Annotated in this window: 16 protein-coding genes and 1 pseudogene; 8 read left to right on the top strand and 9 right to left on the bottom strand. The window is 39.9% G+C overall.

All coding sequences use genetic code 11. From position 1 onward, the window contains the following. The first annotated feature begins 50 nt into the window (after positions 1–50). The 3 genes from NSMS1_RS12515 to NSMS1_RS12505 all read left to right on the top strand — a co-directional run bounded on the left by NSMS1_RS12515 (position 51) and on the right by NSMS1_RS12505 (position 2,057). Positions 51–245, top strand: a complete 195-nt coding sequence (locus NSMS1_RS12515; protein WP_224093565.1) for a potassium-transporting ATPase subunit F — start codon at positions 51–53, stop codon at positions 243–245. A 72-nt stretch (positions 246–317) separates the two neighbouring features. Continuing rightward, the gene (kdpC, locus tag NSMS1_RS12510; protein ID WP_224093563.1) at positions 318–923 is read left to right on the top strand and encodes a K(+)-transporting ATPase subunit C; all 606 of its coding nucleotides are present in this window, start codon (positions 318–320) and stop codon (positions 921–923) included. 33 nt (positions 924–956) lie between these two features. Further along, complete coding sequence (locus tag NSMS1_RS12505) at positions 957–2,057, top strand: universal stress protein (RefSeq protein ID WP_224093561.1); 1,101 nt, start codon at positions 957–959, stop codon at positions 2,055–2,057. Positions 2,058–2,096: 39 nt separating this feature from the next. Here NSMS1_RS12505 and NSMS1_RS12500 read toward each other — a convergent pair whose 3' ends face one another. Both NSMS1_RS12500 and NSMS1_RS12495 read right to left on the bottom strand, forming a co-directional pair. Beyond that, positions 2,097–2,444: a type II toxin-antitoxin system RelE/ParE family toxin gene (locus tag NSMS1_RS12500; RefSeq protein ID WP_224093557.1), complete on the bottom strand. Its 348-nt coding sequence runs from the start codon at positions 2,442–2,444 to the stop codon at positions 2,097–2,099. Beyond that, positions 2,441–2,695 carry a hypothetical protein gene (locus tag NSMS1_RS12495; RefSeq protein WP_224093553.1) on the bottom strand — a complete coding sequence of 85 codons (255 nt, stop codon included), beginning with the start codon at positions 2,693–2,695 and terminating at the stop codon, positions 2,441–2,443. The genes NSMS1_RS12500 and NSMS1_RS12495 overlap by 4 nt, the downstream gene beginning before the upstream one ends. A 108-nt stretch (positions 2,696–2,803) precedes the next feature. Between NSMS1_RS12495 and NSMS1_RS12490 the strand changes: the two genes are divergently transcribed. Together NSMS1_RS12490 and NSMS1_RS12485 are read left to right on the top strand one after the other, a co-directional pair. Next, a complete protein-coding gene (locus NSMS1_RS12490) occupies positions 2,804–3,319 on the top strand; it encodes an SMI1/KNR4 family protein (RefSeq protein WP_224093551.1) in 516 nt (171 codons plus the stop codon). A 282-nt stretch (positions 3,320–3,601) separates the two neighbouring features. Next, a complete protein-coding gene (locus tag NSMS1_RS12485) occupies positions 3,602–4,057 on the top strand; it encodes a HEAT repeat domain-containing protein (protein ID WP_224093549.1) in 456 nt (151 codons plus the stop codon). Between the two features lie 101 nt (positions 4,058–4,158). Here the strand turns inward: NSMS1_RS12485 and NSMS1_RS12480 are convergent, their stop codons facing one another. Beyond that, positions 4,159–4,740 carry a Uma2 family endonuclease gene (locus tag NSMS1_RS12480; protein ID WP_224093547.1) on the bottom strand — a complete coding sequence of 194 codons (582 nt, stop codon included), beginning with the start codon at positions 4,738–4,740 and terminating at the stop codon, positions 4,159–4,161. A gap of 275 nt (positions 4,741–5,015) precedes the next feature. Between NSMS1_RS12480 and bioU the strand changes: the two genes are divergently transcribed. After that, positions 5,016–6,020, top strand: a complete 1,005-nt coding sequence (gene bioU, locus NSMS1_RS12475; protein ID WP_224093545.1) for a (S)-8-amino-7-oxononanoate synthase BioU — start codon at positions 5,016–5,018, stop codon at positions 6,018–6,020. Positions 6,021–6,190: 170 nt separating this feature from the next. Here bioU and namA read toward each other — a convergent pair whose 3' ends face one another. The 5 genes and pseudogenes from namA to NSMS1_RS12450 form a co-directional block, all read right to left on the bottom strand. Next, a complete protein-coding gene (gene namA, locus NSMS1_RS12470) occupies positions 6,191–7,258 on the bottom strand; it encodes an NADPH dehydrogenase NamA (protein WP_224093543.1) in 1,068 nt (355 codons plus the stop codon). Positions 7,259–7,344: 86 nt separating this feature from the next. Next, the gene (locus NSMS1_RS12465) at positions 7,345–8,559 is read right to left on the bottom strand and encodes an MFS transporter (protein ID WP_224093541.1); all 1,215 of its coding nucleotides are present in this window, start codon (positions 8,557–8,559) and stop codon (positions 7,345–7,347) included. 60 nt (positions 8,560–8,619) lie between these two features. Continuing rightward, positions 8,620–8,808, bottom strand: coding sequence for a hypothetical protein (locus tag NSMS1_RS12460; RefSeq protein WP_224093539.1), 189 nt, complete (start codon positions 8,806–8,808; stop codon positions 8,620–8,622). Positions 8,809–9,253: 445 nt separating this feature from the next. Further along, positions 9,254–9,615 (bottom strand): annotated as a pseudogene (locus NSMS1_RS12455) (FAD-dependent oxidoreductase); the annotation flags it as partial. 332 nt (positions 9,616–9,947) lie between these two features. After that, the gene (locus NSMS1_RS12450; protein ID WP_224093537.1) at positions 9,948–10,508 is read right to left on the bottom strand and encodes a DUF2808 domain-containing protein; all 561 of its coding nucleotides are present in this window, start codon (positions 10,506–10,508) and stop codon (positions 9,948–9,950) included. Between the two features lie 705 nt (positions 10,509–11,213). On the opposite strand from NSMS1_RS12450, the gene NSMS1_RS12445 reads away from it, so the two are divergent. Further along, a complete protein-coding gene (locus NSMS1_RS12445; RefSeq protein ID WP_224093536.1) occupies positions 11,214–13,202 on the top strand; it encodes a zinc metalloprotease HtpX in 1,989 nt (662 codons plus the stop codon). An 87-nt stretch (positions 13,203–13,289) separates the two neighbouring features. On the opposite strand, the gene NSMS1_RS12440 is transcribed toward NSMS1_RS12445, so the two are convergent. Continuing rightward, on the bottom strand, positions 13,290–14,087 hold the full coding sequence (locus NSMS1_RS12440; protein WP_224093535.1) for a hypothetical protein: 798 nt from the start codon (positions 14,085–14,087) through the stop codon (positions 13,290–13,292). An 11-nt stretch (positions 14,088–14,098) separates the two neighbouring features. Here NSMS1_RS12440 and NSMS1_RS12435 point away from each other — a divergent pair, with 11 nt between their 5' ends. Beyond that, positions 14,099–15,601, top strand: coding sequence for an IS5 family transposase (locus NSMS1_RS12435; RefSeq protein WP_224085439.1), 1,503 nt, complete (start codon positions 14,099–14,101; stop codon positions 15,599–15,601). Positions 15,602–15,984 lie beyond the last annotated feature (383 nt).

The raw sequence follows: 15,984 nt of genomic DNA, 5'->3' as shown, positions 1-15,984 counted from the left end.
ATGAGGAGGAGAAGAACTAATGACTATGGACTATTGACTATTAACTAACTATGCGTAAACAACATTTATTATTAGCGATCGCAATTACTCTCGGTGTGTATCTGCTCTTTCATCCAGCAGCTTATGCGGTTACGGGGATTACTGTAAATCAAACCTCTGCTTGGGCTTTTCGCGTATTAGCATTAGTGCTAACTGCACTTGTCATTTACTTATTTACCGTCGTTTTTCAGCCAGAACGCTTTTAATGATGCTAAATAAATTGAAGGGAAATCTACAACTACAAAATTAAAACTTCAACAGTAGCCGGAAAATTTTATATGTCACTCATTAGAGAACTTTTAAAAGCAATTCGCATTACTCTCATATTTTGGTTAATTACAGCCATCATTTATCCTCTGGCTATTTTAGTAGTTGGTCAAGGATTATTTCCCTCTCAAGCTAACGGTAGCATCATTTACCCTATAGAAGGAGCGGAACCAATTGGTTCTGCTTTAATTGGTCAAGTATTCGCTTCCGAAAAGTATTTTCATAGTCGTCCCAGTGTGACAAGATATAGTCAAGGAAGGAGAGCTAGACCAACTGGTATATCTGGTGGTAGTAATTTAGCTCCTAGCAACCCGGCTCTATTAAACCGTATTCTTGAAGAAGCAAATCAACTCCGCGATGAGAATATTCAACCCGTTGAAGATTTAATATATAGTTCTGGTTCAGGCTTAGATCCCCATATTTCTATTCAAGCAGCAAGACAACAAATAGAAAGAGTAGCCCGCGCCCGTGGTATCCAACCAGATGAAATTCTACCTTTACTTAATAAGTACACTAATGGCAGGTTTTTATGGATTTTTGGAGAACCAGGAGTCAATGTTTTACGCTTAAACGCTGCTCTTGATTTGCAAGATTTGAATAATCAGCAAAATCGATAAGATTTTTAATTGTTAACTGTTGACTATGGACTAATGACAAATTACCAATTAAAACGGGGTAAGCACAAAATATTTATTGGTATGGCTCCGGGTGTAGGGAAAACTTACCGGATGCTAGAAGAAGCGCACGCACTTAAACAAGAAGGGATTGATGTCGTTATTGGGCTTTTAGAAACCCACGGACGCAAGGAGACAGCCGATAAAGCTGAAGGTTTAGAAGTTGTACCTCGTCAGGAAATTGTCAGAGGCGGACTAACATTAACTGAAATGGATACTGAGGCTATTATCAAGCGATCGCCCCAGTTAGTGTTAGTCGATGAACTCGCTCATACTAATGTTCCTGGTTCGCCACGGGAAAAACGCTACGAAGATGTGGAAGTCATCTTAGCCGCAGGGATTGATGTCTATTCCACAATGAATGTGCAGCATTTGGAAAGCCTCAATGACGTAGTAGCGAGAATTACTGGTGTTGTAGTTAGGGAGCGTGTAGCCGATAGGATTCTTGATGATGCAGACGAGATAATAGTAATAGATGTTACACCAGAAACATTACAAGAACGGTTATTAGAAGGGAAGATTTACGCACCACAGAAAATTCAACAATCTCTGGATAACTTTTTCCAACGCCGTAATTTAATTGCGTTGCGGGAATTAGCCTTACGTGAAGTAGCAGACAACGTAGAAGAAGAAGCGATCGCCACTATCCCCAACGGACAATTTTGTAACATTCATGAACGAGTTTTAGTCTGTGTATCTACTTACCCCAATTCAGTACAACTTTTACGCAGGGGTGCAAGAATATCTAACTACATGAATGCACCCTTATATGTATTATTCGTTGCTAATCCTGAACGCTTCCTAACTAAAGAAGAAAGCTTACACATAGATACTTGTGAGAAATTGTGTAAAGAATTTGACGGCACTTTCATTAGAGAGACTAATAATAATGTAGCTCAGGCGATCGCTCAAGTTGCAGAAAAATATCGTATTACACAAATAGTCATTGGCGAAAGTCAGCGTTCTCGTTGGCAAATGTTCCTTAAAGGTTCTTTAACGCAAACATTAGTCCGCTTACTAAAAAATATCGATATACACATCATAGCCAGCGAAAAAGTTTCTGCATCCAAACGCTGATAGCAAGCCATTAAACATTAAATTTTAGTATGAATCAAATTAGGTCGCGTCTGAGTCATCTGGTACTTCACCAAGAGTTTGCTGTGAGGCATGACGGATATGAAGTAGACGAACTGTAGATATTTCTTGCCCATCTACAATTGTGAAAATTATCCTGTATGAATTGCGTCCTCGACCGTAAAGTATTTGGCGGATTTCTTGGCTAAAGTAATCATTTTCTCTAGCTAGAGAACATCGCTTTGGCATTTGTGATAGAGACTGGATGATTTGCAGTAGCCCTACATACCATTGGCTTGCTTTCTCAGGAGAAGTAACTTGAGACAACTGTAAAAATATTTTGTCTGCTTCTGATTCTGCTACGCTGGAAATTTCTACACGATATTTCATGAATCAATAGGTAGGTTATATTTGCGACGCTGTTCCTCAGCGAACTCATCAAAGGAACGATATCTACCCGCTTCAAAGTCTTCTAATCCTCGTTGAATGCCCTCAATAGCTTCTTGAGAGTCTTGCAACTCCCACTCTAGGATACCTTCTAGCAATTCAGAAGCAACCGAACTCACATCTTTTCCTTGTTGTGCTGCTTTCTGGCGCAGTCTGGCTTCTAATTCTGGATTCAAGGAAACAACGATCGCCATAATTGGGTACTTTGCCTTTATGTGTTTAAATCCTATTTTATTTTAAAAAGCTAAAATGCGGTTGAGACTTAATGAGCGATCTCTCAACAGCAATTATAGATTACTGCTATGTCATTATTAACTGAAGCCTTAGAGCAAATACTTAAATGGGAGCAAAAACATTTTCCATCACAAGTAACATTATTACAGCCCGGTCTTTCAGATGAGGAAATAGACCAAATTACTCAAGATTGGTCAGTTCAGTTACCAACAGAAGTTCGTGAACTATATAAATGGAGAAATGGCTCTATACCTGATGATATCGGTCTCTATGACTATATTTTTGATGGGTTTACATTTCCTACTTTACAGGATATATCAATAACATATCAACCTGGTACAGAAGATGATAGATGGAGATTTAGTAACCATTTCCACTCCAACTTTCTAAAGCTATTTTTTAGTCCTGAAGAAAGTGACCAAGGTTATATTATAGTCAGTAAAAAAGGAGAAATAAACTGGCTAGATTTCGGTTACTGGTCAGATGGTTTCTGGATTCGTGAAATGTACTATACCAGCCTTACAAATATGATGCTAACCATAGCAGAATATAGGCAAGAAAATAATAGTAAGAGCATGATATGATATTCATCTACCGATAAGAAACATAAAGGTATTCATATTTGGTATAAATATAACTCATATCAATTTGCTGAATCTGAGATAGAAAACTTATTAAGTCTGCCATCTTGGGAATCCATAGAAAGGATAGTCTTAGATTGGATTAAATTTAATAATCCAAAAATACCAGAAGTTTTAGCACAGTTAGTTCAAAAAATCGGTAATAATAGTGAAGATCCGCGCATTCGTCAAATAGCGACAAGACTTATCTATCAGGAAGATGATTGTAAGAAAATAAGATTTCGCTTGAAAAGCCTACAGGAAGAATACTGGCAAAGTCGTTCCATAGCTAAACTTTCTTTATATATGAAGTTGTTAACTGAATCAGAATATAGCGTCAATAATATTAGTGAATTAGAATACAACGAAATTAGATGTTATGTAGAAACTTTAGAAGATGAAGAAATAATCACTTTCATAAATGCTTCAGAAAGTAGTGAGGCAATAATTAAACGAACAGTGGTATTTCTACTTTTTATGCTAAAAAGTGTAGACGTATTAATTGATTCTTTGAAAAACGATGATGCAGATATTCGTAAAGAATGTGTATGGGCATTAGGAGAAATTGGAGATTACAGAGCAGCAGAGGCAATAATTGTAGCTTTACAAGATAGTAATGTTGAAGTAAGAGAAGCTGCACGAGAAGCTTATGAAAAAATGGTTTTAAAATTTCCAGCAATTATTAACATGGTTCCTTTTTAGACAAATAACTTCTAAAATTGGATTGACAATGGTTTTACTGCCGATGGGTGCTAGGTGTTTGGAAACTGCACCACATCAATTTAGATATGTGTAATCATTTATTAACTTTTGGTTACTTCAGCTTCAAACTCAACTTGTCGGTATAAATCAGCGATCGCAATTTCTATATTCACAGATTCAAGCCGCAATTTGTCATCTAAATTATACTCATACAATACCCATTTCCCCTGTTCATTGCGCCGGAATACTTCTACACCCGGTTGTGTTACTTGGACTAAGACATATTCTTGTAAAGTTTGAGAACGACGATATGCAGCAAACTTTTTCCCGCGATCAACTGCTTCGGTTGAAGGTGATAACACTTCAATAATTAAACTAGGAAATTGTATTAATAGTGGATCATTATCGCGTTCGTCGCAAGTAACCACCACATCAGGATAAAAATACTTCTGTCCTGGTTCCACTTGCACCTTCACATCTACAATGTACACTTCGCAGTAGCGATCGGCTAAAGCATCATCTAATAATCTGAAAAAATTGCCAGAAACCCGATTATGGTTGCGCGTACCACCAACCATTGCAACAACTTCACCATCCCAATATTCGTAGCGTAGTTCTTGGGCTGATTCCCAAATAAAATATTCCTCAGCATTCATGAAAATGCTATCGGGTAAAGTAACCATCTCTAAATCGGGCAATGATTTACTCTTATAGGATAGCGGAAAAAACTTATTACTTTTGAATACTTCAGTACGTGTACAAATCAGCCTGCAATGCAATTTCACATAAAAATTTGCTCAAGTGTGAATCACTCAGCAACAATTTCTGGTGAAAAAATTGATCTGGTTGGGGAAGAAACCAGGATAATGAAGCATAATTAACCTTTATAGCTTTGAGCGATGCTATCACCCAAGATGGTTCATCCTCAAAACTTGTGATTCAACTTAAGTAATTGACTATGAGTACAGCAAATATTGCGCCAGCTATACGTGTGGGAGTTCTAGGTTTTGGTGGACTCGGACAAGCAGCCGCCAAGGTACTTGCAGGTAAACGGGAAATGACCCTAGTAGCAGTGGCAGACCAAAAAGGTTATGCTTATGCCGCCGAGGGTTTAAATTTTAAAGATTGCATTGCTACCTATCAGTCTCAAGGTTCAGTCGGTTATTTAGAACCTATCGGCAATTTAACCAATAACAGTATTCAAGATTTAATCGACAGCGCCCAACCTGTAGACGGCTATTTTCTGGCTTTACCCAACCTACCCAACGATTTTATCCCTTCCGTAGCTAGACAATTTATTCAATCTGGTTGGCGTGGTGTGCTGGTAGATGCGATTAAGCGTACCAGTGCGGTAGAACAGCTAATTGCTATGAAAGAAGAATTGCAAGCGGCTGGTATTACCTACATGACAGGATGTGGTGCAACACCCGGACTGTTAACCGCCGCCGCCGCCTTAGCCGCCCAAAGCTATGCCGAAATTCATAAAGTAGAAATTACTTTTGGTGTAGGTATTGCCAATTGGGAAGCTTACCGCGCCACCGTCCGTGAAGATATTGGACATATGCCTAGTTACACAGTCGAAGCCGCTAGGGCGATGACTGATGCAGAAGTGGAAGCATTACTAGACAAAACTAACGGCGTGCTGACCTTAGAAAATATGGAACACGCCGATGATGTCATGCTAGAGTTAGCAGGGATAGTAGAGCGCGATCGCGTGACTGTTGGTGGTGTAGTTGATACCCGCAATCCTAAAAAACCCCTCAGCACCAATGTAAAAGTCACAGGACGTACCTTTGAAGGGAAAATTTCTACCCATACCTTTACATTAGGAGATGAAACCAGCATGGCAGCCAATGTCTGTGGCCCCGCATTTGGTTATCTCAAAGCTGGCGTACAGTTGCACCAACGCGGTATCTACGGCATATTTACGGCGGCGGAAATCATGCCTCAGTTTGTCAAGTAATATCATGTCCGTTTAAACACTTATCATATCGTGAGGGTTGGTAATAGGTAATGGGTAATGGGTGAGTCTCCCACTGTAGGAAACTGGCGTGGCTTACTTCTCCGTAGGACTATCCGCAGGGTAGTGGCTCAAACAATTACCTATTAGCTATTACCAATTACCCAAGGCTATTACAACCAAGCTCTATCATATTGAACTGGCCAATGTTTCTCATGTCCTAGTTGTTTGGCTGCTAAGTGTGGCCAGTAAGGGTTGCGGAGGAGTTCGCGCCCTAACAGAACTATATCGGCTTTACCACTACGAATAATTTGGTCGGCCTGTTCTGGTGTCGTAATTAAACCTACCGCACCTGTAGCAATATTCGCTTCTTGGCGAATACGTTCGGCGAACTGAGTTTGGTATCCGGGTTTCACAGGTACATTAATACCTGGTATCGCACCACCGGAAGAACAATCTATTAAATCTACGCCTAGTGATTTAAGTTTGTCACTAATGGCAATACTTTGTTCAATATCCCAACCCTTATCTATCCAGTCGGTAGCAGAGAGGCGGACAAATAAAGGATAAGACTCTGGCCATACCTCACGAACTGCCTCAACTACTTCTCGTAGTATGCGGGTACGGTTTTCAAAACTACCGCCGTAATCGTCTTGACGTTGGTTAACTAAGGGGGAAAGGAATTGATGTAGCAAATACCCGTGGGCTGCATGAATTTCTATTACTTTAAAACCAGCTTGCAAAGAACGCTTGGCAGCTTCTACGAAGGCTTGGATAACTTGCTGGATACCTTCAATACTCAGGGCTTCGGGTACTGGGCTTTCTTTACTAAAAGCGATCGCACTACTAGATACTACAGGCCGCCAACCCTCCTGAGACTCATCTAAAACTTTTCCCCCTTTGCTGGGTTTAGCGGTGCTGGCTTTTCTCCCGGCGTGGGCTAGTTGAATACCTGCTACAGCACCAAAGTTATGAATCAAGCTGACAGTTCTCGCTAAAGCTTCTATATGTGCATCTGACCAAATTCCCAAATCTTGGGGGCTAATGCGTCCGCGAGGTTCCACAGCCGCCGCCTCTGAGATGACTAAACCCGCCCCACCTACAGCACGAGAAGCTAAATGAACCAAGTGCCAATCATTGGCAAAGCCATTAGTACTGGAATATTGACACATCGGTGACACGGCGATGCGGTTGCGAAAAGTTACTTCACGAATCCTCAATGGTTCAAATAGGTGTGTCATTGGTATTGGTTCCTTCTCTTGCTAGGTGAAAGAAATTTAATAATTCGTAATTCGTAATTCTTAATTCGTAGTTAGTAGTTCGTAATTTAAGGGCTTTGAATTAGTTTTCTTTGGCGTGTATTAAAGTGAATTAGTGCAGCGATAGTTATTAGACTGAATCCCAATGCACAAACACCATTCCAGTGCCATAAACCCCAAACGTAAGTACCCATAAAAGAACCTAGTGCGCCACCACTGTAATTTATGACCATATAAACCGTGTTTAAACGGCTTTCGGCATTGGGAACCAAGTTATAAACACGAATTTGGTTGGAGATATAGCCAGTGTGCATCCCCAAGTCTAAAATGATCACTCCCACCACTAGACCCATTAAATAAGTTCCCGCTAACCAAAGGATGACAAAAGCTGATAAGACAAGGGACACCGCTATTCCTACTAACATTCTTGGCCCACGCTCGTCTGTTAATCTGCCAACAATAGGGGTACTAATAGCACCCATAATACCAGCTAAACCAAATAGACCCGCAACTTGAGCGTTGAAATTATAAATAGGTGACTCTAAAAGAAAGATTAAACTAGCCCAAAAGATATTAAAGGCGGCAAATATTAAAGCAATATTAAATGAAGCTTCTCGCAATACAGGTTGCTGGCGAAATAAATCTACAAGACTTGCCATTAATTGCTGATAAGAGAGTGTAGATGAGGGCTTACTTACAGGTATTTCTTTTCTAACTATTAAAGCTAAGATGATCATCAAACCTGCGGCGATCGCATATACACTCCGCCAACCAAAATGTTCGCCAATTGCCCCACTAACAGTCCTCGCTAACAGGACACTAAGAATCATGCCACTTAATAATGTGCCAATTACTTTACCCCTTTGTTCTGGGGCTGTCATATATGCAACCAAGGGCAACACTAAATGCGCCACAATACTACAATAACCTAGCGCAAAACTAGCTATAGATAACCAAATCAAATTAGGAGATGTGGCTTCAGCTACTAAAGCGCAGGACAGCAACAATAGCATCGTAGTAATTAAATTGCGGCGTTCCATTCTATCCCCCAAGGGAACTAGCAAAAGTAGCCCCGTTGCATAGCCCATTTGAGTTAAGAAGGGAATAAATCCTACTTGTTTGACAGGAATTTCTAAGCTGCGTCCGATGTGTCCTAGTAGTGGTTGGTTATAGTAAACATTGGCGATCGCTAATCCACAGGCGATCGCTAATATTAAAACTGTACTACGCTTACTAAAGCTGTTATTAGCGGTAGTCAGAGCTGTTTGCTCTTGAAAATCCATTACGATGCGCCTTAACTATTTATCCATACATTTATACCAATTCGCCCTTAAAAAAGCTTTCTACTTCAGCTTTTTCTCACTCTGTTTTTTAATCGCCGCCTGTATCTCTTCACACTGGCATTCCCAAATATCTTGTTTGCCTTGTCCCTTATTTATTTGTAACTGTAAGCTTTCTGGTAATGTTGTGGTTTGGTTAGTTGGGTCAATTTCTATCCCTAATAGTTCTTTCTCAATGTATCCAAAAAACATGATTGCAATCTCCTGTAATACGAATGTATTATCTTCTGCGTATTTTTTGCATTTTAAAAACTGCTTATATAAGAAATTATCAATATATATTTAACTTTTAAGTATCTCGTTAAATAATAATTTGTTTTGTTTTCTTAAACAAAAATTCTTTTTTGTTTAACTCTGAGTCTGAACCGTTATCATATTTTCTCATCGTAGGTATTAATTATCAAAAATAATCAATTGCAAAAATTGAGCAAGTATACTTATATAAACATCTAAATCCATTACCAAAAAATAGTATTTGTATGATTTATGGCATATTAGTTTCAGAATTAATATTGAGTTTTTAAGCAGACCATCTCTTAAACTATGGCTAATAAATTTTTTATTCTTCAATTGAAAAGCCAGAGTTTAAAACATTGGTAACTACACTGCTTCAACAACTGATTTCGTCCAAAAAATAACGACCGTCATTATCTACAGGAAAAGGATAGCCCCAGTCGCCCAATTGATTGAGGTTGGTGTAAGTCTGATCCAATACCCGTTCCATCCAACGCCATTCTGAGAGGAACCCCCCTAATGCTTCTCGGCTAGCCATTGCGGCTTCCCGTTGTTGGGGTTCTGGTGGCACCACACACCAGTCCCAGAAGGTGCGGTGGCTCCGCTCGTTCCGCAGTAACCCTTATCTACTAAAATTACCTTGGCTCCGTTAGATGCTGCATTCCAAGCTGCCCAAGTTACAGACGGCCCACCGCCGATAACTAAAACATCAGCCTCTAGTTCTAGTTGCGAGTTGCTGCCTAACTCCGATTGATAAGCACTCACGATGTTTCAAATCTCCTAACTTTTTAAATATCAAATTCAGTTATCAGCCATCACGTTGAGATTGAGATAACTGCTCACAAGCTACGTTTAGACTATTGAGAAATTCAACCATCAATATAATACGTTAATTCTATAGATTTACCGTATTATATAAGTATGAGATTTGCATAGATTAAGGAAAAATACAAGAGGATATTAAGAATTAGTGATAATGCTCACCAAAAATGTGATTATGGCAACAAAAAAGTCCTAAAAATAAAGGACAAGATTTCTCTTGTCCCAAAATAAAATAGCAAATGGTGTGCGAATAAATTTCGATGCGCCTGATGACATTAGCTTTCTGTGGTCGTGTCTGAATAGAACTGTAAGCGACCAACGCCGAGTGACTGCCCGGCTGTTTGCTTTCCAGAAGGAAAAGCGGTTACATCAAATAAATATACCCCATCATAGAAGGGATTGCGATCGGGACGTAAACCAATTGTCACAGTTTGCCCTGGTGGTATGGGAGAATCAAAGGTGACAGTTACAGTCTGTCTTTGTGTGTCACTTCTGAGTGTTCTCACTGCTAAACTTTGTCCTTGACGGTGGCGCGTACCGACAAAGGCGATCGTTTCATTTGGTGCAAACTCAATATTTTCCGTTCCACTCCGTTGGGTAAAGGTTACTTGCTGTAACGCTTCTCCGGCTGCGGCTGGTACTTCTACAGTAAAGTAGTAGGTGGGGTTAGGGAAGCTAGTATCAGTGTATGGGGTGGAAGCACTAACTAGACGCGGCGGTTGAACAAAAGCAACCTCACCATTACTAAGAGTCACTGCATTTGCTATATGCGGCAATGACGAAATTCCGGTACTAACTATTAAAAGTGTACCTAAGAATTTATGTACGTATTTCATGATTTGATTTACCTCTCCGTACGCTTTTATTTGTGAGATTGGTATAAAAGCACCACCATATCAACAAACAAATTCATCAACTACAGCGATTAATGATTGTACTGTAATTAAATTTGTTGACTTATTTTTATGCTTATTTCATTGTTTTATAAGTATAGCAACTCGAAATTTATTAGCACTAAAATCAGAATTTTTTATTTTTATTAATAGCAAAAATATTAGTTATTATGAGCAGATTTTAATGACCGAAAAGACGATGATTTTATGAGTCTTTTGAGACACAAACAACTATATATCAGTAGACAAACAGTAGTTTAATTTATTACGTTTACAAAAGCTGAAGTTACTAAATGCAAGTATAAAACTCAATGTAATTTTTTATTATTGCTATCTCTGTGTCTTTGTGTCTCCCTTCGGGTTCACCAGTCGACGACGAAGGGAAACCCTCCTACAGCGCTGGTTCACTGTGTTTAAACAATGAGTATGATGATTTATTCAACTTTATTATGCAGAAATTTTCTAGATTGTACTGATGCCAAATTGATAACACCCGTAAGTAATGTTAGAACTACTGAGCTTCAGTATTTATCAATAGAAAAATAATAAATTGAATAATATTTTAAATTTTTACGAAAATGTGATGACAAAGATTGTATCCATTGGCTATTCATGGATCAAATACTACTCCTTGACTAAGGAGATTTTATGTCATTGCAATCTGGATTAGATGCCTTTCAAGCAGGGCGTTATCAAGAAGCAGTTCAACTACTAGAACAGTTCTGCCGCAATTGTGCTGATCAAAATTCCTCAGACTACCTATCTGCGCAAATGTGGCTGATGAAAGCGTATCAAGGTGCAGGCGAACCAGAAAAAGCTGCGATTATGTGTCAAAAGCTGATGATGAGCCAAAACCCAGAAGTACGCAGTTGGGCCCAAAAAGCTAGCCAAACCTTACCGCAAAATCTCCAAAGCCAGTCTAACGCCGTCCAAAAAGCGGGGCGTGCGGCTACATCTGGCGTGAAATTAGCGATGGGGGGCGTTGGTGGTAGTTTGGTATTAGCCTCTGGTGTCACCATGACCTTGCTATTTGGCATGGTGTTGGCTTTAGGTTTGAGCTTAGTATTTATTTTAGGTAGCGACGACCCAGTGCAAGGGCTGGCGATCGCAATTGGTATTACCCTAGTTTTTAATATTCTCGCCTTCTTCCTGTCTCCCTTCCTCATGGACTTAACCCAAAGCTGGCTTTATCAAACTCGCTGGGTAGAGTTAGCAGAGGTGGAAAGCTATAGTCCAGAGACAGCCAGAGTTATTCGCCAAGTTTGTCAGCAGAAAAACCTCAAAGTTCCCCGCCTGGGCATTATTAACGACCAAAACCCTACGGCTTTTACTTACGGTTCCTTGCCTAATAGCGCCCGCCTAGTTGTCAGCCAAGGACTTTTCACTTACTTAGATGACGATGAAATTGCTACCGTCTACGCTCATGAACTAGGACACATCGTCCATTGGGACTTTGCCGTCATGACGATAGCCTCTACCCTAGTGCAAATTTGCTACTTGATATACAGCACAGCCAGAAGACTGGGACGCGGCGGCGGCGATAGCAAAATCAAAGATGCAATGCAAACAGCCGCTTTAGTGGCGTACATATTTTACTTGGTCGGTACTTACCTAGTTTTGTATCTCTCCCGTACTAGAGAATACTTTGCTGACCACTTCGCCGCAGAAACTACAGGCAACCCCAACGGCTTATCCCGCGCCTTAGTCAAAATTGCTTACGGGATACTAGAAGAAGGTTCACGGTCAAAAGAGCCTAGTCGCTTAGTTGAAGGAACAAGGGCTTTAGGTATCTATGACCCCAAAGCCGCCGCATCAACTGGTACAGCCTACCGTGTAGCCTCCGATACTCAAAAAATTGGTCGCGTCTTTTTGTGGGATATTTTTAACCCGTGGGGTTGGTGGATGGAGTTAAATTCTACTCACCCTCTGACTGGTAAACGAGTCCGCGCCCTCAGTACCTACGCCGAACAGCTAGGTTTACCAACTGAGTTTGATATGGGACGAGTCATCGGTGAAGGCAAAACCTTGAGTAAGAGTAAGCTTTACGGTAACTTCTTCTTAGATGTGGTGTTGTATGGGGCGGAAACCATCGGTTTCTTAACAGGTTTGGTTATCTCTACCATCCTTTGGGCAAGTAACTCGCCTTTGGCTTTTGCTGCGCCATTCATTGGTATAGGGATGGGAATTATCATCAAAGCTTTTGTAATGTTCCCCGACTATAAACAAGCGCCAGAAACCGACGTTCTCACCCTCATGTCAGACCCTTACGCCAGTCCATTACGTGGACAACCCGCCAAGTTGGAGGGTGTATTAATTGGTCGTGGTGATGCAGGTTATAAGTTTGGTTCTGATTTGAAGATTCAAGACCGTAGTGGAATGCTGTATTTACAATACTCCTCTCGCTTTGGCCCCATCGGTAATTTTTTGTTTGGGATGAAGCGAGTACAAAGCTTGCTTGGTCAAGATGTCGGGGCTGTAGGTTGGTTCCGTCGTGGCGTTGCGCCTTGGATGGATTTAATTCAACTTCAAAGTGAGAACGGTACTATCGTAAATAGTTACCATCGTTTCTGGTCATTCGTCCTTGGCGGTGGATTAATTGTTGCAGGTATTGTTTTCAGTGTGTTGTTGAGTAGTTAATAGTTAAATTTCTTCTCTGCTATTATTTCTAGGGCAGTTATTAACCGCCCTATTTTTATTTTGAATTGTCCAGCATCAAAAGTGTCTCTAAATCAATCCTACTATCACCCAGTAAGTACCATCTGGTGCAATCAATCCAAACGATGGTTCGCCAAATTCGTTAGTTAAAATTGGGCTAATATTTGTCTCCGCACTCTGGCTGACTCGTTGATGAAAAGACGCGATATCATCAACTTTATATGTAAACAAACTCAATCCCGAAGAACCGGGTTGAGAATAATCGCGCTTATCTGGTGTGGAATAAAGCGGGCTGTAAACTTGAAACAAGCCTACATTGGTTTTAGGTGAACTAAAAGCCGAAAGATAAAACTCTTGCCCTTCAGATAATATCAATATTTGGCGAGTAGAAGGATTTTGATAACCCGATCGCTTACTATTAGTTAGTGGTATCAATCCAAAAACATCGGCATAAAACGATACAAAGCTATGATCAGAAGTAACCAAGCTAGAGTGAGTCCCTTCACTTACTAAGAGTGGGGAATCTGGCTCAATTGTGCCGTAGCCAGGGCAGTTATAATTGTAACGTTGGAAAAATGCCTGTCTTGTTTCAGCCCCAATAACAAACATTTCCCGCACACCGACAAAGCGATTATATAAGCCAGTACCAACATTACCGATCGCTTCAATAGCACGGACAGGTTCAGTATAAATCCAGTGTCCGCCGTTAGCTTTATCATCAGTAAAAGCATCAGCGATCGCATAAATATCTTTAGTTAGGGCTGGCTGAATAAGGGCGAAAGATAGCAGAATGAAGAGTTTCAGGGTCAGGAAAGAAAAATAAGGTGAAAAGAAAAAGGGTAAGATAAGTAAAAATCCTTGTAGCAAGTTGCGTTAAAATGTATCGAAGAGCGCAAAAGCAAGAAAAAGCAGCAGAAAACTTTGAACTACCCTTTGGGGGAAAACTAGCGTCAGATAACCGATGGGTAATCATGGCGAACATGATACCTTGGTCAAAATTTGAAGCAGAGTACGCAGAAATATTTTCAGCAAGAATGGGAGCGCCAGCCAAAACATTTAGAATGGCGTTGGGAGCATTAATAATTAAAGAAAAATTAGGAATAAGTGACAGAGAGACAGTAGAACAAATTCGGGAGAACCCGTATCTGCAATACTTTATAGGAATGTCAGCATATAGTAATGAATCTGCATTTGACCCGTCAATGCTAGTTCATTTTAGAGAAAGGATAGATATAGAATTAGTCAATAAAATCAATCAAGAAATAGTCAGGAAGATGTTAGAAAATAAACAGGAGGTAGAAGTAAGAGCAAAAAAGCCAGAGGTCGAGGATTCAAAAAGTAAGCCAGCCAATAGAGGAAAATTAATATTAGATGCTAGTTGTGCGCCAGCAGACATAAGTTATCCGACAGATTTAGGATTATTAAATCAAGCCAGAAAGCAAACAGAAACAATCATAGATACATTATATAAGTCCTTATTAGTAAGAAATATCAACAAACCAAGAACCTACAGAAACAAAGCAAGAAAGGATTATTTAGCAGTAGCCAAGAAAAGAAAACCAACAGTTAAAGAAAGAAGGAAAGCTATCAGAAAGCAACTGCAATATATCAACAGAAATTTAACTCATATTCAGCAGCTAATAAATTTAGGTGCGTCACTATTAAAACTGAGCAACAGTCAATATAAGATGTTGCTAGTAGTAGCAGAAGTTTATCGTCAACAGTTATGGTTATATGAAAATCAAAAAATTAGTATACAAGACCGCATTGTCAGTTTAAACCAACCACACATTCGTCCGATTATCCGAGGTAAAGCCGGGAGAACAGTAGAGTTTGGGGCTAAGTTTTCAGCTAGTTACTATGATGGCTATGTATTTTTAGACCATATTAGTTGGGACAACTTTAACGAATCAGGAGACTTAAAATCACAAGTAGAAGCATACAAAAACTACACCGGATATTATCCTGAATCAGTTCATGTTGATAAGATTTATCGGACGAGGGAGAATCGAGCTTGGTGTCAAGAAAGGGGAATTAGAATTAGTGGCCCACCACTAGGTAGACCCCCCCAAAATGTCAGCCCTGAAAAGAAGAAACAAGCCGCTTATGACGAAAGGATTCGTAATTGTATTGAGGGCAAGTTTGGACAAGGTAAACGAAGATTTAGCCTTGGTAGAGTTATGGCTAAACTTCCTCATACTTCTTTCACCGCTATTGCCATAACTTTTTTAGTTATGAATCTTTCTACTCTGCTATTACGGCTTTTTTGTGTATTTTTTTGCCTATTTTTCAAAACTGAGTCTTTTTTTACTTCTTCTATTATCGAAACTGATATTTCATTAAACCTTAAACAACAAAAACTTATCTTTTTTCTGGACTGACTACTTAATCAATTTTTCTCTTCCTTTGAAATGACTTTTTCAGCAAGCCCTAGTTAAAGAAGCAAACCAGCGACTACCAACGACCACCGGCAAAGTATTACCAAGACCCTCATTCCGAGGTTCTTGCCACCCCATCACCCGCACTAGTCCGTGATTTGCCGAGTTCCCATTTTGCAGCCGCAATGATATTAAATCTGACTTATAGCCATAGAGTAAACCAGCTTGTTCTGCTGTGAATTGACCTCTATTTAACGTGAGTTCGATGAGAGAAGAAAGCCAGAAAGCTAGTATAAAAAGGAATTGGCGAACAAGGAAATCAAAGAACAGTAAAATTTATGGCAAGAGGGTGAAAAAAACATAAAAAAAGACCGAGACTAAAAAAT

It is taken from the genome of Nostoc sp. MS1, from assembly GCF_019976755.1.
GTDB lineage: Bacteria > Cyanobacteriota > Cyanobacteriia > Cyanobacteriales > Nostocaceae > Trichormus.
This window is presented reverse-complemented; position numbering and strand designations above follow the sequence as displayed.